At 71.0% G+C, this 17,736-nt stretch carries 18 protein-coding genes; 12 read left to right on the top strand and 6 right to left on the bottom strand.

What is annotated here, in order from left to right:
- Positions 1-205 precede the first annotated feature (205 nt).
- The 5 genes from dnaK (at position 206) to ACZ6C1_RS23330 (ending at position 5,130) form a co-directional block, all read left to right on the top strand.
- Entirely contained in the window at positions 206-2,059 is a 1,854-nt protein-coding gene (dnaK, locus tag ACZ6C1_RS23350) for a molecular chaperone DnaK (RefSeq protein ID WP_382673775.1), read from the top strand.
- Entirely contained in the window at positions 2,056-2,742 is a 687-nt protein-coding gene (gene grpE / locus ACZ6C1_RS23345; RefSeq protein WP_469243188.1) for a nucleotide exchange factor GrpE, read from the top strand. The genes dnaK and grpE overlap by 4 nt, the downstream gene beginning before the upstream one ends.
- A gap of 33 nt (positions 2,743-2,775) precedes the next feature.
- Positions 2,776-3,963 (top strand): molecular chaperone DnaJ, encoded by a 1,188-nt coding sequence (dnaJ, locus tag ACZ6C1_RS23340; RefSeq protein WP_469243187.1) that lies wholly within the window; start codon positions 2,776-2,778, stop codon positions 3,961-3,963.
- Between the two features lies 1 nt (position 3,964).
- Positions 3,965-4,411 (top strand): heat shock protein transcriptional repressor HspR, encoded by a 447-nt coding sequence (locus ACZ6C1_RS23335; RefSeq protein ID WP_469243186.1) that lies wholly within the window; start codon positions 3,965-3,967, stop codon positions 4,409-4,411.
- 89 nt (positions 4,412-4,500) lie between these two features.
- Positions 4,501-5,130 carry a DUF4232 domain-containing protein gene (locus tag ACZ6C1_RS23330; RefSeq protein ID WP_469243185.1) on the top strand — a complete coding sequence of 210 codons (630 nt, stop codon included), beginning with the start codon at positions 4,501-4,503 and terminating at the stop codon, positions 5,128-5,130.
- A 56-nt stretch (positions 5,131-5,186) separates the two neighbouring features.
- Here ACZ6C1_RS23330 and ACZ6C1_RS23325 read toward each other — a convergent pair whose 3' ends face one another.
- Together ACZ6C1_RS23325 and ACZ6C1_RS23320 are read right to left on the bottom strand one after the other, a co-directional pair.
- Positions 5,187-5,678, bottom strand: coding sequence for a hypothetical protein (locus ACZ6C1_RS23325; RefSeq protein ID WP_469243184.1), 492 nt, complete (start codon positions 5,676-5,678; stop codon positions 5,187-5,189).
- Between the two features lie 2 nt (positions 5,679-5,680).
- Positions 5,681-6,661, bottom strand: coding sequence for a helix-turn-helix transcriptional regulator (locus ACZ6C1_RS23320; protein ID WP_351822505.1), 981 nt, complete (start codon positions 6,659-6,661; stop codon positions 5,681-5,683).
- A gap of 132 nt (positions 6,662-6,793) precedes the next feature.
- Between ACZ6C1_RS23320 and ACZ6C1_RS23315 the strand changes: the two genes are divergently transcribed.
- Positions 6,794-7,093 (top strand): hypothetical protein, encoded by a 300-nt coding sequence (locus ACZ6C1_RS23315; RefSeq protein WP_469243183.1) that lies wholly within the window; start codon positions 6,794-6,796, stop codon positions 7,091-7,093.
- Positions 7,090-7,407, top strand: coding sequence for a Rieske (2Fe-2S) protein (locus ACZ6C1_RS23310; RefSeq protein WP_064067217.1), 318 nt, complete (start codon positions 7,090-7,092; stop codon positions 7,405-7,407). Before ACZ6C1_RS23315 ends, ACZ6C1_RS23310 begins: the two co-directional genes overlap by 4 nt.
- A gap of 169 nt (positions 7,408-7,576) precedes the next feature.
- On the opposite strand, the gene ACZ6C1_RS23305 is transcribed toward ACZ6C1_RS23310, so the two are convergent.
- Positions 7,577-7,990: a pyridoxamine 5'-phosphate oxidase family protein gene (locus tag ACZ6C1_RS23305; RefSeq protein ID WP_469243182.1), complete on the bottom strand. Its 414-nt coding sequence runs from the start codon at positions 7,988-7,990 to the stop codon at positions 7,577-7,579.
- A 121-nt stretch (positions 7,991-8,111) separates the two neighbouring features.
- Between ACZ6C1_RS23305 and clpB the strand changes: the two genes are divergently transcribed.
- Together clpB and ACZ6C1_RS23295 are read left to right on the top strand one after the other, a co-directional pair.
- Positions 8,112-10,697, top strand: coding sequence for an ATP-dependent chaperone ClpB (gene clpB / locus ACZ6C1_RS23300; protein WP_469243205.1), 2,586 nt, complete (start codon positions 8,112-8,114; stop codon positions 10,695-10,697).
- 63 nt (positions 10,698-10,760) lie between these two features.
- Positions 10,761-11,159, top strand: a complete 399-nt coding sequence (locus ACZ6C1_RS23295; protein WP_469243181.1) for a VOC family protein — start codon at positions 10,761-10,763, stop codon at positions 11,157-11,159.
- Between the two features lie 6 nt (positions 11,160-11,165).
- Here ACZ6C1_RS23295 and ACZ6C1_RS23290 read toward each other — a convergent pair whose 3' ends face one another.
- Positions 11,166-11,318 (bottom strand): hypothetical protein, encoded by a 153-nt coding sequence (locus ACZ6C1_RS23290; protein WP_469243180.1) that lies wholly within the window; start codon positions 11,316-11,318, stop codon positions 11,166-11,168.
- Between the two features lie 190 nt (positions 11,319-11,508).
- On the opposite strand from ACZ6C1_RS23290, the gene ACZ6C1_RS23285 reads away from it, so the two are divergent.
- Entirely contained in the window at positions 11,509-12,045 is a 537-nt protein-coding gene (locus tag ACZ6C1_RS23285) for a type III secretion system chaperone family protein (RefSeq protein WP_469243179.1), read from the top strand.
- Between the two features lie 13 nt (positions 12,046-12,058).
- Here ACZ6C1_RS23285 and ACZ6C1_RS23280 read toward each other — a convergent pair whose 3' ends face one another.
- Positions 12,059-13,219: a hypothetical protein gene (locus ACZ6C1_RS23280; protein ID WP_469243178.1), complete on the bottom strand. Its 1,161-nt coding sequence runs from the start codon at positions 13,217-13,219 to the stop codon at positions 12,059-12,061.
- A 170-nt stretch (positions 13,220-13,389) separates the two neighbouring features.
- On the bottom strand, positions 13,390-14,556 hold the full coding sequence (locus tag ACZ6C1_RS23275) for a pyridoxal phosphate-dependent aminotransferase (RefSeq protein WP_469243177.1): 1,167 nt from the start codon (positions 14,554-14,556) through the stop codon (positions 13,390-13,392).
- A gap of 977 nt (positions 14,557-15,533) precedes the next feature.
- On the opposite strand from ACZ6C1_RS23275, the gene ACZ6C1_RS23270 reads away from it, so the two are divergent.
- Both ACZ6C1_RS23270 and ACZ6C1_RS23265 read left to right on the top strand, forming a co-directional pair.
- Entirely contained in the window at positions 15,534-16,052 is a 519-nt protein-coding gene (locus ACZ6C1_RS23270) for a DUF2617 family protein (RefSeq protein ID WP_469243176.1), read from the top strand.
- A gap of 105 nt (positions 16,053-16,157) precedes the next feature.
- A complete protein-coding gene (locus tag ACZ6C1_RS23265; protein WP_469243204.1) occupies positions 16,158-17,693 on the top strand; it encodes a polyamine aminopropyltransferase in 1,536 nt (511 codons plus the stop codon).
- Positions 17,694-17,736 lie beyond the last annotated feature (43 nt).

Below are 17,736 nucleotides of genomic sequence, written 5' to 3'. Positions count from 1 at the left end.
CAACTTTGCGAGAAATGTGGCTTTTGGTTGGTTCTTTGAACGATCGCACGGTTGGGTGTGAGGTGGTAGTGCTTCGCGGGTACGCGGCGGGTCGTGCGACTGCGCCCGCATAAGTTGAGCGTAAGTGGCTCAACTCTGTTGACTCCGGTCTGGCTGTCGTGCATCCTTGAGCCTGTTCCACTCAAGTCAGCTGGAGGAATCGAAAATGGCACGTGCGGTCGGCATCGACCTGGGCACGACTAACTCCGTCGTCAGCGTTCTGGAAGGCGGCGAGCCCACCGTCATCACCAACGCCGAGGGCGCCAGGACCACGCCTTCCGTCGTCGCCTTTGCCAAGAACGGCGAGGTGCTCGTCGGCGAGGTGGCCAAGCGTCAGGCGGTCACCAACGTCGACCGGACCATCCGGTCCGTCAAGCGTCACATGGGCACCGACTGGAAGATCGAGCTCGACGGGAAGAACTTCAACCCGCAGCAGATCAGCGCCTTCATCCTGCAGAAGCTGAAGCGCGACGCCGAGGCGTACCTGGGCGAGAAGGTCACCGACGCGGTGATCACCGTCCCGGCGTACTTCAACGACTCCGAGCGCCAGGCCACCAAGGAGGCCGGTGAGATCGCGGGCCTCAACGTCCTGCGCATCGTCAACGAGCCGACGGCCGCCGCCCTCGCGTACGGCCTGGACAAGGACGACCAGACCATCCTGGTCTTCGACCTCGGTGGCGGCACCTTCGACGTCTCGCTGCTGGAGATCGGCGACGGCGTCGTCGAGGTGAAGGCCACCAACGGTGACAACCACCTCGGTGGTGACGACTGGGACCAGCGTGTCGTCGACTACCTGGTGAAGCAGTTCCACTCCGGTCACGGCGTGGACCTGTCCAAGGACAAGATGGCCCTCCAGCGCCTCCGCGAGGCCGCCGAGAAGGCCAAGATCGAGCTGTCCTCGTCCACCGAGACCTCGATCAACCTGCCCTACATCACGGCCTCCGCCGAGGGCCCGCTGCACCTGGACGAGAAGCTCACGCGCGCCCAGTTCCAGCAGCTCACCGCGGACCTGCTGGAGCGCTGCAAGACGCCGTTCCACAACGTCATCAAGGACGCGGGCATCGCCCTCTCCGAGATCGACCACGTCGTCCTCGTCGGTGGCTCCACCCGCATGCCGGCCGTCGCCGAGCTCGTCAAGGAGCTGACCGGCGGCAAGGAGGCCAACAAGGGCGTCAACCCGGACGAGGTCGTCGCCATCGGCGCCTCGCTCCAGGCCGGTGTCCTCAAGGGTGAGGTCAAGGACGTCCTGCTCCTCGACGTGACCCCGCTGTCCCTCGGTATCGAGACCAAGGGCGGCATCATGACCAAGCTCATCGAGCGCAACACCACGATCCCGACCAAGCGGTCCGAGATCTTCACGACGGCCGAGGACAACCAGCCGTCGGTGCAGATCCAGGTCTACCAGGGCGAGCGCGAGATCGCGGCGTACAACAAGAAGCTCGGCATGTTCGAGCTGACCGGCCTCCCGCCGGCCCCGCGCGGCGTCCCGCAGATCGAGGTCTCCTTCGACATCGACGCCAACGGCATCATGCACGTGACCGCGAAGGACCTGGGCACGGGCAAGGAGCAGAAGATGACCGTCACCGGCGGCTCCTCGCTGCCGAAGGACGAGGTCGACCGGATGCGTGAGGAGGCCGAGCGGTACGCGGAGGAGGACCACAAGCGCCGCGAGGCCGCCGAGACCCGCAACCAGGGCGAGCAGCTCGTCTACCAGACGGAGAAGTTCCTCAAGGACAACGAGGACAAGGTTCCGGGCGACGTCAAGACCGAGGTCGAGACGGCGGTGAACGAGCTCAAGGAGAAGCTGAAGGGCGAGGACACCGCCGAGATCCGCACCGCCACGGAGAAGGTCGCGGCCGTCTCCCAGAAGCTCGGCCAGGCCATGTACGCGGACGCCCAGGCCGCGGGCGGGGCCGCCGGTGCCGGTGAGGCTCCGGGTGCCGCCCAGGGCGCCGCCGCTGACGACGATGTCGTCGACGCCGAGATCGTCGACGACGAGAAGCCGAAGGGGGCCGCATGACGGAGGAGACCCCGGGCTTCGAGGAGAAGCCCGACGTCCCCTCCGGCGCCGCGCCTGACGACGCCGCCGACGCCGCCGGTGCCCCCTCCTCCGCGAACCCCGCGGAGGAGGGCCCGGCGGCCCCGGCAGGGGACGCGACCGCAGCTGTCGCCGGCCTGACGGCCCAGCTGGACCAGGCCCGCACCGCGCTCGGCGAGCGCACGGCGGACCTCCAGCGGCTCCAGGCCGAGTACCAGAACTACCGCCGCCGGGTCGAGCGCGACCGGGTCACGGTCAAGGAGCTCGCCGTGGCGAGCCTCCTGACCGAGCTCCTGCCGGTGCTCGACGACATCGGCCGCGCCCGTGAACACGGCGAGCTGGTGGGCGGCTTCAAGTCGGTGGCCGAATCGCTGGAGACGGTCGCCGCCAAGATGGGCCTGCAGCAGTTCGGCAAGGAGGGCGAGCCCTTCGACCCGACGATCCACGAGGCGCTGATGCACAGTTACGCACCGGACGTCACCGAGACGACGTGCGTGGCGATCCTGCAGCCCGGGTACCGCATCGGCGAGCGGACCATCAGGCCCGCACGCGTCGCGGTGGCCGAGCCCCAGCCCGGGGCCGCGCCGGCCGGGCAGGCCGCCCAGGCGCCCAAGGAAGAGCAGCAGTCGGCCGACGAGGAGAGCGGTGGCCCCGAGGAGGGCTGACGCATTGACCGGTAATCGGGAGGAGGGACGTCGATGAGCACGAAGGACTTCGTGGAGAAGGACTACTACAAGGTTCTCGGCGTCCCCAAGGACGCCACCGAGGCCGAGATCAAGAAGGCGTACCGGAAGCTCGCCCGCGAGTTCCACCCGGACGCCAACAAGGGTGACGCGGGCGCGGAGGCGCGCTTCAAGGAGATCTCCGAGGCGAACGACATCCTCGGTGACCCCAAGAAGCGCAAGGAGTACGACGACGCCCGCGCCCTGTTCGGCAACGGTGGCTTCCGCGCCGGTCCGGGCGGCGGCGCCGGCGGCACGTTCAACTTCGACCTGGGCGACCTCTTCGGGGGCGCCCAGGGCGGTGCCGGTGGAGCCGGCGGTGCCGGTGGTTTCGGCGGGGGCCTCGGGGACGTCTTCGGCGGCCTGTTCAACCGGGGCGGCGCGGGCACCCGCACCCAGCCGCGCCGGGGCCAGGACATCGAGTCCGAGGTGACGCTGAGCTTCACCGAGGCGGTCGACGGGGCCACGGTCCCGCTGCGGATGTCCAGTCAGCAGCCCTGCAAGGCCTGTTCGGGCACCGGTGACAAGAACGGCACGCCCCGTGTGTGCCCCACCTGTGTCGGGACCGGCCAGGTCTCGCGCGGCGGCAGCGGCTCCTTCTCGCTGACCGACCCGTGCGTGGACTGCAAGGGCCGCGGGCTGATCGCCCAGGACCCGTGCGAGGTCTGCCACGGCAGCGGCCGCGCCAAGTCGTCGCGCACCATGCAGGTCCGCATCCCCGCGGGCGTCTCCGACGGGCAGCGCATCCGGCTGCGCGGCAAGGGCGCGCCCGGCGAGCGGGGAGGCCCGGCCGGTGACCTGTACGTGGTGGTGCACGTGGACGCCCACCCGGTCTTCGGCCGCAAGGGCGACAACCTGACCGTCACGGTGCCCGTCACGTTCGACGAGGCGGCGCTCGGCGGCGAGATCAGGGTGCCGACCCTCGGTGGGCCCGCGGTCACGCTGAAGATCCCGGCCGGTACGCCCAACGGCCGTACGATGCGCGCCCGTGGCAAGGGCGCCGTCCGCAAGGACGGTACGCGCGGGGACCTGCTCGTCACCGTCGAGGTGGCCGTGCCGGGGGACCTGAGCGACAAGGCGCGCGAGGCGCTCGAAACGTACCGGGAGGCCACGGCGGGTGAGGACCCGCGGGCCGAGCTGTTCCAGGCCGCGAAGGGGGCTTGAGATGGACGGACGCCGTCGCAATCCGTACGAGCTGACCGACGAGACACCGGTGTACGTCATCTCGGTGGCGGCCCAGCTCAGCGGACTGCACCCGCAGACGCTGCGCCAGTACGACCGGCTGGGCCTGGTCTCGCCGGACCGTACGGCGGGGCGGGGCCGGCGCTACTCGGCGCGTGACATCGAACTGCTCCGGCAGGTGCAGCAGTTGTCGCAGGACGAGGGCATCAACCTGGCGGGCATCAAGCGGATCATCGAACTGGAGAACCAGGTCGCCGCCCTCCAGTCCCGGGTCGCCGAGCTCACCGCGGCGGTCGAGGGCGCGGCGGCGACGATGCGGCAGCGCGAGGCGCAGGTGCACGCCTCGTACCGGCGTGACCTGGTTCCGTACCAGGACGTGCAGCAGGCGAGCGCGCTGGTGGTGTGGCGACCGCCCAAGCGCGGTGAGTGACACGTCGTGTGAGGCCCCTTCCGTTGCGGCGGAGGGGGCCCCTTCCGTTGAGGCCCCTTCCGTATACAGGGGCGTGCGATGATCCCGGCGTGCGGACGAATCGGCGGTACGGGACAGGTCGTGCGGGCGCGGGGGCCGTGCTGGTGGCCCTGACGGCGCTGGGAGCGGTGGGCTGCGACGACGAGACGGGTGACGCGCCGCTGCCGGAACGCAGCACCGCGCCTCCCGCGCCGACGGCTCCCGTCCCGCCCCAGGGTGCTCCCGCGCCGCCCCGGGCGACGGCCGCGGACTGCCCGGCCTCCGGTGTACGCGTCGGTACGGGGATGACCGACGCAGCGATGGGGCTGCGGGCGATGGGACTGACCCTGCTCAACTGTGGTGCCGAGCCGTTCGAGTTGAGCGGCTACCCCGTCCTCGACGTCCTGGGCGAGCGGCGCGAGAAACTGGACGTCACCGTCCGCGACGGCTCGCACGTCGACACCACCACCAAGCCCTCCACATTCGTCCTGGCGCCCGGTGAGCAGGCCGCGGCGTCGGTGGTCTGGCGCAACACGGTGACCCGGACCGACGTGGTGGCGACGACCGGCGCGTACGTCCGGGTGACCCCCGCCCCCGGCACGGCGGCCCAGACGGTCGCCCCGGCCGACGGCGGCCCGCTGGACCTCGGCAACACCGGGGTCGTCGAGGTCACGCCCTGGAAGCCGTACAAAGGGTCCTGACGCCGTACGAAGGGTCCTGACGCCGTACGACCCGACCTGAAGCCGTAGGGCCCGTCCTAGGGGATGAGCTCGGTCACCGCGTCCAGGGTCGTCTCCCACATCGGCTGGGCGCCCGTTCCGAAGGCCGCCGCGAGGGCGGTGCCGACGGCGACGTCCTGGGCGAGGACCTTGGCGTGCTCGTCCCAGTCGGTGGTGACGTGGCCGTCGCCGGTGGACTTCAGGTCGCCGAGCCGGCGGCCGTCGCGCAGCAGTCGGCTCTCCTCGTAGCCGCACGGCACGAGCCGGTAACGGGCGTCGCCGGTCCGGGCGTCGACACGGTAGGAGCGGCGGGACAGCCGGCCCTTGGCGGGCCAGATCCCGGCCGGCCGGCCGTCGACGGTGAGCGTCAGCAGCGCGGGGTCGCGGGTGCCGATCGGAATGAGCGGGTCGGGCTCGGTGCCGGTGGTGCGGACGAGACGTACGTGCGGGAGGCCGGGGCCCGTGACGTCGACGGTGCCGGCGTCGGACCGCAGTTGGACGGCCGGTGTGGCGGGGAAGTGGTCGTGCATGGTCAGTGATCTTGCTCCAGGATGCCGGACTGTGCGATCAGGTACCCCAGTTGGGCGCGGCTCCCGCTGCCGAGGACGGCCGCGAGCTTGGCGATGTGGGCGCGGCAGGTGCGGACGTTCATGCCGAGGCGGCGGGCGATCGCCTCGTCGACGTGGCCCTCGACGAGGAGCTTGGCGATGGAGCGCTGGACGCCGCTGATGCCGTCGGACTTGAGGTCGTACGGGATCTCCTCGTTGATCGGCACGGCCAGTTGCCAGAACTGGTCGAACACCCCGGCGAGGTAGGCGACCAGGCCGGGGTGGCGCAGTTCCAGGGCGACTTGGCGGTCGCTGCGGGCGGGTACGAAGGCGACTTCACGGTCGACGATGATCAGCCGGTCGATGATCTGCTCCAGGGTGCGCACCTGCACCTCGGGGCCCACGTGTTCCAGGTACGTCAGCGTCAGTTCGGTGTGGCGTGCCGTGTGCTGGTAGAGGGTGCGCATCCGGATGCCCCGGCCGAGCAGGGGCCGTACGCGGCGCAGCGCCTCGCTCAGCCCGTGGGCGGGGCGCCCGCCGCCGGGCTGGACGGTCAGCAGCTCCTTCTCGCAGCCGGCGACGACGCGGTCCAGCGTCGCGTTGATCCGGCTCAGTCCCTCCAGCACGGTGATGGCGTGCGTGGTGGGCGCGTTCTGGGCGCTGATCGCCATGAATGGCTCGAACGCGTCGGACAGTTCGACGGTGAGACGTCTACGCTCCAGGATCTCGCGCTCGATGGGCTGGAGCAGTTGTGCCAGCGCGGAGGAGGGCGGGACGGGCCGGAGCCACTGGGCGTCGTCCGGGTCGGGGTGCAGCAGCGCGAGGTCGAGGAGACACGGCACCTCATCCGCCTCTGACCGGGGTATTCGTCCACTGCGCAAGGCGTTGGCGTAGAGCTCGGAACCCGCCTCGCAGAGCTCCGCGTGGGAATGGGGGTGGCCAGGCTTGTCCGGTTTTACGCTCATCTGTACACCCCCAGGCTCCTGCATCTCAGGAACATGATGCCTGCCGTAGGTGGTGGAAGCGTGGAGAGTGAGCAATCGTCGTAGCCGCGGGGGTTGGAAAGAGACGTTGCCTTCAAGTGAGGTTGCTCGGTGATGACGAAGAGACTCATACGCGCAGTGGTGGCCAGTGCGTTCATCGCTGCCGGCGCGGTAGGGGTTCTGGGGGCGGCCGAGGGTCTGGACTCGCAGGCGGCTCCCGGCACCGGAACCACGACGCAGGACCCCGGCTGGACCGCCGCGCCCGCCACGTCGGGCCTGACCGTGAACGACCCCTCGTGGACCACCGCACCCGTCAGGTCGGGTACGGCCGCGCTGGACCCCGGCTGGACCGCCGCACCGCCACGGGCGGACCTGGCGGCGTACGACCCGAGCTGGACCGTCGTCGGCGCATGAACGTTCCCGACGACTCGCGCTTCCGGCGCGAGATGGCATCCGCTTACCGTTCCGGGTGGCATTTCATCGACCTCGTCACGGCTGTGCCGCACAGTGGCGATTCGTTGATGGTCACCCTCTTCGGGGAGCCGATCGTCATCACGCGCGGAGAAGACGAGGACATCCGAGCCTACCGATGCCTTCGACGGCCCCGCGGAGCTCCGCAGCCCGTCCGATGCGCCATCCGGTACGGCATGATTTTCGTCAACCTCGACCAGCGTGACCACCAGCTGGTCGAGCCGGAGACCACCACCGCCACCCCCCGCAGCGCCTGAGCGATTCCCCCGTCGTTGTAAATCGCCCAGGTGCTTCCCCCACACAGCGGCGCCATCGTGGACCTGAACACGATGGCGCCGCTGTGCTGTGCGCGTACGGCTCAGAGGGCCACGCCCCGGAAGGTCGCGCCCCGGAAGGTCACGCCCCGGGCGGTCACACCCCGAAGGGTCACGCGCGCCCCATCGCCCGGGTGAGGGCGATCTCGATGACGACCCGGTCCGGGTTCGGCGTCGGCGTACGGCCGTAGCGGGCCGCGTAACGCTCCACCGCGTCCGCCACCACCTCGGGCTCCGTACGGATCGTCGCGACGCCCTCCAGCGTCGCCCAGCGCCCCTTGTCGACCTGGCACACCGCCACCCGTGCGCCCCCGGGGCCGGCCGCCAGGACGTTGGCGACCTTGCGGCTGTGCTTGTTGGTGATCACCCGGGCGATGCCCTTCTCGCCGCCCTCGGGGTCGTAGGTCACGCCGACCGCCACGACGTGCGGAGTGCCGTCCGGCCGGGGCGTGGTGAGGGTCGACATGTGGTACTCGCGCCAGAAGCCGAGGTACGAGTCGCCGGGGTTACGGGGGTCGATGGCCATGCCCGCGAACCTACCGGCGGCGGCTACCCCGAACCACATTGAGTGGAATAGACTCAACTTTACGTACGATAGATGAGTCATACCCGTGGGACCCCGCACCAACGAGGAGGAGAGACCGCCCGTGGACGCCGAGCTGACCAACAAGAGCCGGGATGCGCTGAACGCCGCGACCAGCCGCGCCGTGTCCGAAGGACACCCGGACCTGACCCCCGCGCACCTGCTGCTCGCGCTGCTCGCGGGCCAGGACAACGAGAACATCGTCGACCTGCTCGCCGCCGTCGACGCCGACCAGGCCTCGTTGCGGTCCGGCGCCGAGCGCGTGCTCGCCGCCCAGCCCAGCGTCACCGGATCCACCGTGGCCCCGCCGCAGCCCAACCGGGACCTTCTCGCCGTCGTCGCCGACGCCTCGCGGCGCGCCAAGGAGCTGGGCGACGACTACGTGTCGACCGAGCACCTGCTCATCGGCATCGCCGCCAAGGGCGGGCAGGCCGGCGAGGTGCTGGAGCGGCAGGGCGCCAGCGCGAAGAAGCTGCTGGACGCGTTCGAGAAGGCGAGGGGAGGGCGCCGCGTGACCACACCGGACCCGGAGGGCCAGTACAAGGCGCTGGAGAAGTTCGGTACGGACTTCACGGCCGCCGCCCGTGACGGCAAGCTCGACCCGGTCATCGGCCGGGACCAGGAGATCCGCCGCGTGGTGCAGGTGCTGTCCCGGCGTACGAAGAACAACCCGGTGCTCATCGGCGAGCCCGGCGTCGGCAAGACCGCCGTCGTCGAGGGCCTCGCCCAGCGCATCGTCAAGGGCGACGTCCCAGAGAGCCTCAAGAACAAGCGCCTGGTCGCCCTCGACCTCGGCGCGATGGTCGCGGGCGCCAAGTACCGGGGCGAGTTCGAGGAGCGGCTGAAGACCGTCCTGTCCGAGATCAAGGCCAGCGACGGCCAGATCATCACCTTCATCGACGAGCTGCACACGGTCGTCGGCGCGGGCGCCGGCGGGGACTCCGCCATGGACGCGGGCAACATGCTCAAGCCGATGCTCGCCCGCGGCGAGCTGCGCATGGTCGGCGCCACCACCCTCGACGAGTACCGCGAGCGCGTCGAGAAGGACCCCGCCCTGGAGCGCCGCTTCCAGCAGGTCCTGGTCGCCGAGCCGACCGTCGAGGACACCATCGCGATCCTCCGTGGCCTCAAGGGCCGGTACGAGGCCCACCACAAGGTCCAGATCGCCGACTCGGCCCTGGTCGCCGCCGCCACGCTCTCCGACCGGTACATCACCTCCCGGTTCCTGCCCGACAAGGCCATCGACCTCGTCGACGAGGCGGCGTCCCGGCTGCGCATGGAGATCGACTCCTCGCCCGTGGAGATCGACGAGCTCCAGCGTGCCGTCGACCGTCTCCGCATGGAGGAGCTGGCGCTGAAGAACGAGTCCGACCCCGCCTCCGTACAGCGCCTGGAGAAGCTGCGCCGCGACCTCGCCGACAAGGAGGAGGAGCTGCGCGGCCTGACCGCCCGCTGGGAGAAGGAGAAGCAGGGCCTCAACCGCGTCGGTGAGCTCAAGGAGCAGCTCGACGACCTGCGCGGGCAGGCCGAGCGCGCCCAGCGCGACGGCGACTTCGACACCGCCTCCAAGCTGCTGTACGGCGAGATCCCGGCCGTGGAGCGGGAGCTGGAGGCGGCCAGCGAGGCCGAGCAGGAGGCCGCCAAGGACACGATGGTCAAGGACGAGGTCGGGCCCGACGACATCGCCGACGTGGTCGGCTCCTGGACGGGCATTCCGGCCGGCCGCCTGCTGGAGGGCGAGACGCAGAAGCTGCTGCGGATGGAGGACGAGATCGGCCGCCGTCTGATCGGCCAGAGCGAGGCCGTGCGGGCGGTGTCGGACGCCGTGCGCCGCACCCGCGCCGGCATCTCCGACCCCGACCGGCCCACCGGCTCGTTCCTCTTCCTCGGCCCGACCGGCGTCGGCAAGACCGAGCTGGCCAAGGCCCTCGCCGACTTCCTCTTCGACGACGAGCGGGCCATGGTCCGCATCGACATGAGCGAGTACGGCGAGAAGCACAGCGTCGCCCGGCTCGTCGGCGCGCCCCCCGGCTACGTCGGCTACGAGGAGGGCGGCCAGCTCACCGAGGCGGTGCGCCGCCGCCCGTACAGCGTGGTGCTGCTCGACGAGGTGGAGAAGGCCCACCCGGAGGTCTTCGACATCCTGCTCCAGGTGCTGGACGACGGCCGCCTGACCGATGGTCAGGGCCGTACGGTCGACTTCCGCAACACCATCCTCATCCTCACCTCCAACCTGGGCAGCCACTTCCTGATGGACCCGCTGACCCCGGAGGAGCAGAAGAAGGAGCAGGTGCTGGAGGTGGTGAGGGCGTCCTTCAAGCCCGAGTTCCTCAACCGCCTGGACGACATCGTGGTCTTCACGGCACTCGACCGGGACCAGCTCGCCCACATCGCGGGGCTCCAGATCGACCGCCTCGCCAAGCGGCTCGCGGAGCGCCGGCTCACCCTGGACGTCACCCCGGCCGCCCTGGAGTGGCTCGCCGTCGAGGGCTTCGACCCGGCCTACGGCGCCCGCCCGCTGCGCCGCCTGGTCCAGACGGCCATCGGTGACCGGCTCGCCAAGGAGATCCTCGCCGGCGAGGTCGAGGACGGCGACACGGTGCGCGTGGACCGGACGGAGGACGGGCTGACCGTGGGACCGGTGCGGTAGGCGGGGGCTGCGGACTACGATCGGAGGAAAGGCAGGTGACAACACCGAAAGGGGGTGTTGTGGATGCCTGACGCCCCTGCCATCGGCCACGTGATGCTGACGGTGAGCGATGTGGGACGGAGCGCGGACTTCTACAACCGCCTCTTCGCCACCCGGACGGTCATGGAGGCGGAGGACCAGGTCGGCCCGCTGGCCGTCACCGCCTCCCCCGGGCTGGCCATCGGCTTCCGGAGGCACCCGGGCACGGAGCGGTCCGGTGCCTTCGACCCGGCCCGCGTGGGACTCGACCACTGCGGATTCCACGTGGCCGACGAGGACGAGCTGGAATCATGGCGGGCGCGGCTCGACGAGCAGGGCGTGACGCACTCCGGGATCGTGAAGGACCCCGCCGGGCTCCACCTGACCTTCAAGGACCCGGACGGCATCGCGCTCGAGTTCTTCTGCCCGGCCTCCCGGGACTGAGCCGTGTCAGGTGGTGAACGCCAGGTGACGTACGAAACCGGTGCCCCCGCCTTCGTACGTCACCTCCACGTCCACCGCGACGGGGCCGTCCTCCGGCGCCGCGTCGCCGTACCGGACGTTCAGGCACGGATCCGTGTCGCGGGGGAGGCTCGGCTCCACGCCCGGGTAGAAAGGCCGTCAGCCACATCCCGGCCTCCCGCTCCGGCATCGGCCACCGCCGTGCGCGCGCCGATCTCCTCGCCATGGGCGCCGATCCTGTCAGCTCGCAGCGGATCGCCCGTGTCCCGGGTTGCCAGCCCCGGCCCGGCATGGGAGAGGATGACCGCAATCGTTCGAAGGGAATTTCACGGTGAGCATCGACCCCGGCTCGATTCCGAATTTCGGTGGCCAGCCCGAGCCTCAGCAGGCCGCGGGACCGGCGGGCCCCGTCGTCCCGGACCAGGACCTCGTCAAGCAGCTCCTGGAGCAGATGGAGCTCAAGTACGTCGTCGACGACGAGGGTGACCTCGCGGCGCCGTGGGAGGAGTTCCGCACGTACTTCATGTTCCGCGGCGAGGGGGAGCAGCAGGTCTTCTCGGTGCGGACCTTCTACGACCGCCCCCACCCGGTCGAGAACCGCGCGCAGATCCTGGAGACGATCGACGACTGGAACCGCCGCACCCTGTGGCCGAAGGTCTACACGCACCTCCACGAGGACGAGCAGGGCGGCGCCACCGTGCGGCTCATCGGCGAGGCGCAGATGCTGATCGGCACGGGCGTGAGCCTGGAGCACTTCGTGCAGTCGACGGTCAGCTGGGTGCGCGCGTCGATCGAGTTCGACAAGTGGCTCGTGGAGCAGTTCGGCCTGGAGTCCGAGGGCGACGAGAAGCCCGGCGACGAGGCCTGAGCCCGCCCGGGACCTACAGCGCCATCGGGGCGAGCGTCAGCAGGTACGTCCCGTAGCCGAACGAGAGCCCGGCCAGGGCGGCGACCACCACCACCGCCGCCCTGGGCCGGGCTTTGCGCAGCGCGCAGGCGAGCGGCACCAGCAGCGGGAACGCCGGCAGCAGGAAACGCGGCTTCGACTCGAAGAACCCCGACCCGCCCACCGCGATCACCACCAGCACCGCCGTGTACACCAGCAGCGGCAGCGGCGGCCGGTCCAGCACGAGCAGCGCGAACAGCACCAGCGCCACCGCCGGGATGAGCAGCGCCATGGTGAAGCCGAGCTCCATCGGCCTGGTCAGCACCGTGCGGACGAAGCCCAAGGTGCCCGCCCCGAAGTCGAAGCGCGACGTCCAGCCCGCCTGCACGGCGAAGTACCCGCCCAGCGGGTCGCCCTTGCGTACCCCCACCCACAGCAGGTAGCCGACCCATCCGGCCGGAGCCACCGCCGCCGCGGCCCACAGCCGCCAGTCGGTGCGGCGCTCGCCCCGGAACAGGCGGTACGCCTCGTACGCCGCGGCCGCGCCGACCGCCGCCGCGACCGCGATCCCGTTCGGCCGTGCGGCCCCGGCCAGCGCGGCCAGTGCCCCCGCCCACAGCCAGCGGCGGGTGAGCACCGCGTACAGCGACCACGCGGCGAAGGCGGTGAGCAGCGGTTCCGTGTACGCCATGGACAGCACGATCGAGTGCGGCAGCAGGCCCCACAGCAGCACCAGCGTGGTGGCGACGCCCCGTCCGTACAGCCGCTCGCCGATCAGGAAGATGCCCCACGCGGCCGCTCCCGCCGCCGTCCAGGCCACCAGCAGACCCGCGGTCCCGTCGGCCACCGGAAGGGCGGTGCTCACCGCCCGGACGAACGCCGGGTAGAGCGGGAAGAACGCCAGGTCCGACTGGACGGCGCCGTCCGGCCAGTACAGGGTCGTGCCGTAGCCGGACGCGGCGATGCCCAGGTACCAGTCCGAGTCCCAGGACATGGCCAGCAGGGCGCGCGGTGAGCGGCCGATGTGCCACGCCCACAGCGCCATCAGCAGCATCCCGGTGAGCCGGGCGGCGGCGAACAGCGCCAGAGCCGGTGCCGCGCGGTACAGGGCCGCACGCCACCGCGGCACGGGACGGGCGCCCCCGGCGGCTGTCACGTGGTCCAAGGTCTCGGCGGACAGGGTGCACCTCCGTGCGCGCGTGAACGGTCACCCCGACCTTGGGCGCCGACCGGGCCCGCCGCGACCCCTGGCAGCCCGCCCGGGTGGTCCCGTCCGCGCCACCTCCGCACGCGCGCGTGTCGCCGTGACAGGACGGCGCGCAGAGGCTAAAGACCGCCGAGCCGCTTCACCGCGTCCCGCAGCACCTCCGTCCGCTTGCAGAACGCGAACCGCACGAAGGGCGCGCCCTGCTCGCGGTGGTCGTAGAAGACCGCGTGGGGGATGGCGACGACACCGCAGCGGCCGGGCAGCGCGCGGCAGAACGCGATTCCGTCGTGCTCGCCCAGTGGGCGGATGTCGGTGGTGATGAAGTAGGTCCCCTGCGGCCGGAAGACCTCGAACCCGGCCTGCGCCAGCCCGTCGGCGAGGAGGTCCCGCTTGGCGCGCAGGTCGTCGCGGAGCTCACTGAAGTACGTCTCCGGCAGGCGCAGCGCCTCGGCGATCGCGTACTGGAACGGTCCTGCGGAGACGTAGGTCAGATACTGCTTCGCCGAGCGCACAGCGGTGGTCAGCTCGGGCGTGGCGGTGACCCAGCCGACCTTCCAGCCCGTGAAGGAGAAGGTCTTTCCCGCGCTCGAAATGGTGAGGGTGCGCTCGCGCATGCCGGGGAAGGTGGCGATGGGGATGTGCTCGGCGTCGTCGAAGACGAGGTGTTCGTACACCTCGTCGGTGACGACGAGCAGGTCGCGTTCGACGGCGAGCGCGGCGATGGCGGCCAGTTCCTCACGGGTGAGGACGGTGCCGGTGGGGTTGTGCGGGGTGTTGAGCAGGATGAGGCGGGTGCGGTCGGTGACGGCCGCGCGCAGCTCGTCCAGGTCGAGTACGAACCGGCCGCCGTGCGGACGGAGGGTGACCGGGACGCGGGTGCCGCCCGCCATGGCGACGCACGCGGCGTACGAGTCGTAGTACGGCTCCAGCGCGATGACCTCGTCGCCCGGTTCGACCAGCCCGAGCAGGGCGGCGGCGATCGCCTCGGTGGCCCCCGCCGTGACGAGGACCTCGGTGTCGGGGTCGTAGTCCAGGCCGTAGCGCTCGCGCTGGTGGTCGGCGATGGCGGTGCGCAGCTCGGGGACGCCGGGGCCGGGCGGGTACTGGTTGCCCCTGCCGTCCCTGATGGCCCGGACGGCGGCCTCGGCGATCCGGTCGGGCCCGTCGGTGTCGGGGAAGCCCTGGCCCAGATTGACCGAGCCGGTGGAGACGGCGAGGGCGGACATCTCCGCGAAGATCGTCGTTCCGAACTCGGCGAGGCGGCGGTTGAGCGGCGGTCGTTTCATGGCGGCCATCCTGGGCCGAAGCTCTGGAGTTCCTCAAGTGTGCTTTGAGGCGTGATCACCAGGGGGATCTCCCTGCCACACATGCGGAGCATACGAAGGAAAGGCAGGTGGGGGCCATGCTCGAGGCAGGGGTCTTCGAGGCGTTCTTCATCGTGGTGGCCGTCGCCATCGTGGTGGGTGTGGTCCGGTCGGTGATCGGAGGCGGCCCCCGCGGGAGGAGCCGCGGGAGCTGGTGGGCGGGGGACTCGTCCTCGTCGTCCTCGTCGTCCTCCTCGTGTTCCAGCTGGTCGTCGTGCGGCGGGGGCTCCAGCTCCTCGTGCGGAGGCGGATCGTCCTCCTGCAGCTGAACCTCTGGAGTTCCTCAATTCGGATTGGGAGGGGTGGGAGCGGGGGCATCCCCCTCTCACGTACGACACGGGGGAAGGTGACGCACATGCAGATGGGCCTGATCGCCGCTGGTCTGATCGTTCTGGTGGGGTTCCTCATCGCGGTGGGCGCGGCCGGCGGGGGGAGGAGCCGGCGCCACTCGCGGTCGGGCTCCGGCGCTTCGTCCAGCGGCAGTTGGTGGGCCGGTGACGGAGGCGGCTCGTCCTGCGGGGGAGGTGGATCGTCCTCCTGCGGGGGCGGCGGTGGATGTGGTGGCGGAGGCAGCTGACACGGGGCAGCCGGTCCGCGACCACGACAGGGTGCCCGGCGGTGAACTCCCGCCGGGTACCTTGCCGTTGGCATTTTTTGTGGGGCTCAGCGGTCGGTTCTCTTTGAACAGTTGAACCGGCAGGCCCCCCAGGGGATGGAAACCACGTCAAGTTGGGTAAAAACGCTGTGACTCGTCCGCGGTTCATGGTTCCCTCGCTGTCGAGAACATCCAGCCCTTGGACCCTTCGTGTGTGGATTTCGAGACGGAGATCCCCCAGTCCCCCGACGTCTTCCGGGACGCTCCCGGTCCACCCGTCAAACCCTGTTTGCGGAGCCGACCCATGCTCACCACGCTCAAGACCTCCTACACCGACACGCGCGCCGCCGACCTGGCCTGGGCGTTGGGTCGGGAGGCGCTTCCCGCTCTCGCCGTGCTCGATCTCGAACTGTCCGGCGTCAAGCTCCAGTTGAGGCTCCTCGGGGCCTCCCACCAGGTCCTGCTCGACTCCGAGCAGGGCAGCTGCTCCGAGACCGTCGCCTGCATGCCGGGCAGCAGCACTCCGCTGCCTCTGGGTGTGGCCAAGCGCATCGGCGGATGGGAGTACGAGTTCGCCGCCCGTGTCGAGACGCTGTCGAAGGGCTCGTTCGCCGGCCGCGCCCAGGAACTCCTGGCGCTCGTCGCCGACCACCCCAACGGCCTCGCCGGGACGTTCCCCGGCTCGCCGCACGCCTTCACGGCCATGCTCGCGCAGCGCCACGAGGGCCAGGTGCGGTGGCGCACATGGCACGCGTACCCGCAAGAGGGACAGTTGGTGGTCACCAGGACCAGCGTGGGTGCCCGTATGCACACGCCGCTGTAGTTGCACCCGTGTGGGTGACAAGTGGTCACTGGGGCGTGACGTAGCGTTGTTGACGTGATCGAAGCGCCGCACGTCTCCGCCGCCGTGCCGTCCGCGCAGGGGGGCCTGGCACCGCCGTCCGTGCGGCAGCGGGCGGGGCGCTTCCTGGTGCTGGCCACGGTGTTCATCTGCGCGGCGTGCGGCCTGGTGTACGAGCTGGAGCTCGTCGCGCTCGCCTCCTACCTGATCGGTGACTCCGTCAAGCAGGCGTCCGTCGTGCTGTCCGTGATGGTCTTCGCGATGGGCGTGGGCTCCCTCCTGGCGAAACGGCTGCGCTTCCGGGCAGCCGTCGGCTTCGGGCTGCTGGAGGCCGCGCTCGCGCTGGTCGGTGGCTGCTCGGCCCTCGTCCTGTACGCCACGTTCGCGTGGCTCGGCGAGTCGCGGTACGCGCTGGTGGGGTTCTCGCTCGCCATCGGGGTGCTCATCGGGGCGGAGATACCGCTGTTGATGACGCTGATCCAGCGCATCTCGCGGCGGGCCGAGCAGGACGCGGGCGGGACGGTCGCGGACCTGTTCGCCGCCGACTACGTGGGCGCGCTCGTCGGGGGCCTGGCGTTCCCGTTCCTGCTGCTGCCGTGGCTGGGGCAGTTGACGAGCGCGTTGCTCACCGGGGCGGTCAACGCGGTGGTGGGCGGGGCGATGGTGCTGTGGCTGTTCGGGCGGGACCTGACGCCCAGGGAGCGGGGGCTGCTGGTCGTCGCCAATCTGGCGGTGCTCGGTGTGCTGGCGACCGCGACGGTCCTGGCCGACGACTTCGAGCGCTCGGTGCGGCGGGCGGTGTACGGGGAGCGGGTGCGTGTCGCCGTGCAGACGGACGTCCAGGAGGTGGTGCTGACGGGCGGGCGGGGCGCGTCGCCGGAGCTGTTCCTGGACGGGCGGCTGCGGGTCAGCGGGCGCGACGAGCACCGGTATCACCGGGGGCTGGTGCACCCCGCGATGTCCGGGCCGCACGCGCGCGTGCTGGTCCTGGGCGGGGGCGACGGGCTGGCGGTCCGGGAGATCCTCCGCCACGGCGGAGTGGAGTCCGTGACGGTCATGGAGCTGGATCCGGGCGTGGTGCGGCTCGCCCGGCACGACCACGCGCTGGCCCGGCTGAACGGGCACGCGTACGAGGACCCGCGGGTGCGGGTGGTGTACGGGGACGCGTTCGCGCGGCTGCGTGAGGCGGCGGTGACGGGAGCGGCGTACGACGTGGTGATCTCCGACCTTCCGGACCCCGGCATCACGGCCAGCACGAAGCTGTACTCGGCGGAGTTCTACGGTCTGGCCGGGCGGGTCCTCGACGACGGCGGCCGCCTCGTGGTGCACGCGGGGCCCATGGCGTCACGGCGGCACACCTTCTGGACGGTGGACGCCACGCTGCGGTCGGCGGGCTTCACCACCCGGCCCTACCGTGCCACCGGGCGGCTCTCCGGTTTCGCCGCGGGCCCCGACCGGTCCACGGACAGCGGGGCGGTGCCCCACGACTGGGGCTTCCTCCTCGCCGCGAGGGGCCCGGCGCCACCGGACCCGGGCACGGTGGCGGGAGTGCGCCCGGTGCCGGGGCCGCGGCCGGAGGGCCTGCCACCGTCCACCCTGGTGCACCCGAGGTACGGGGAGTGACCCAGGTACGGGGAGTGACCCCTTTTGGCCTTGCGCACATGGC

The organism is Streptomyces sp. NPDC041796 (assembly GCF_055590785.1).
This window is presented reverse-complemented; position numbering and strand designations above follow the sequence as displayed.

What these genes read in the sequence shown, in the direction of transcription:
- dnaK (WP_382673775.1), top strand. Translation starts at nt 206, where the DNA reads ATGGCACGTGCGGTCGGCATCGACCTGGGCACGACTAACTCCGTCGTC.
- grpE (WP_469243188.1), top strand. Translation starts at nt 2,056, where the DNA reads ATGACGGAGGAGACCCCGGGCTTCGAGGAGAAGCCCGACGTCCCCTCC.
- dnaJ (WP_469243187.1), top strand. Translation starts at nt 2,776, where the DNA reads ATGAGCACGAAGGACTTCGTGGAGAAGGACTACTACAAGGTTCTCGGC.
- ACZ6C1_RS23335 (WP_469243186.1), top strand. Translation starts at nt 3,965, where the DNA reads ATGGACGGACGCCGTCGCAATCCGTACGAGCTGACCGACGAGACACCG.
- ACZ6C1_RS23325 (WP_469243184.1), bottom strand. Translation starts at nt 5,678, where the DNA reads ATGCACGACCACTTCCCCGCCACACCGGCCGTCCAACTGCGGTCCGAC.
- ACZ6C1_RS23320 (WP_351822505.1), bottom strand. Translation starts at nt 6,661, where the DNA reads ATGAGCGTAAAACCGGACAAGCCTGGCCACCCCCATTCCCACGCGGAG.
- ACZ6C1_RS23315 (WP_469243183.1), top strand. Translation starts at nt 6,794, where the DNA reads ATGACGAAGAGACTCATACGCGCAGTGGTGGCCAGTGCGTTCATCGCT.
- ACZ6C1_RS23310 (WP_064067217.1), top strand. Translation starts at nt 7,090, where the DNA reads ATGAACGTTCCCGACGACTCGCGCTTCCGGCGCGAGATGGCATCCGCT.
- ACZ6C1_RS23305 (WP_469243182.1), bottom strand. Translation starts at nt 7,990, where the DNA reads ATGGCCATCGACCCCCGTAACCCCGGCGACTCGTACCTCGGCTTCTGG.
- ACZ6C1_RS23295 (WP_469243181.1), top strand. Translation starts at nt 10,761, where the DNA reads ATGCCTGACGCCCCTGCCATCGGCCACGTGATGCTGACGGTGAGCGAT.
- ACZ6C1_RS23275 (WP_469243177.1), bottom strand. Translation starts at nt 14,556, where the DNA reads ATGAAACGACCGCCGCTCAACCGCCGCCTCGCCGAGTTCGGAACGACG.
- ACZ6C1_RS23270 (WP_469243176.1), top strand. Translation starts at nt 15,534, where the DNA reads ATGCTCACCACGCTCAAGACCTCCTACACCGACACGCGCGCCGCCGAC.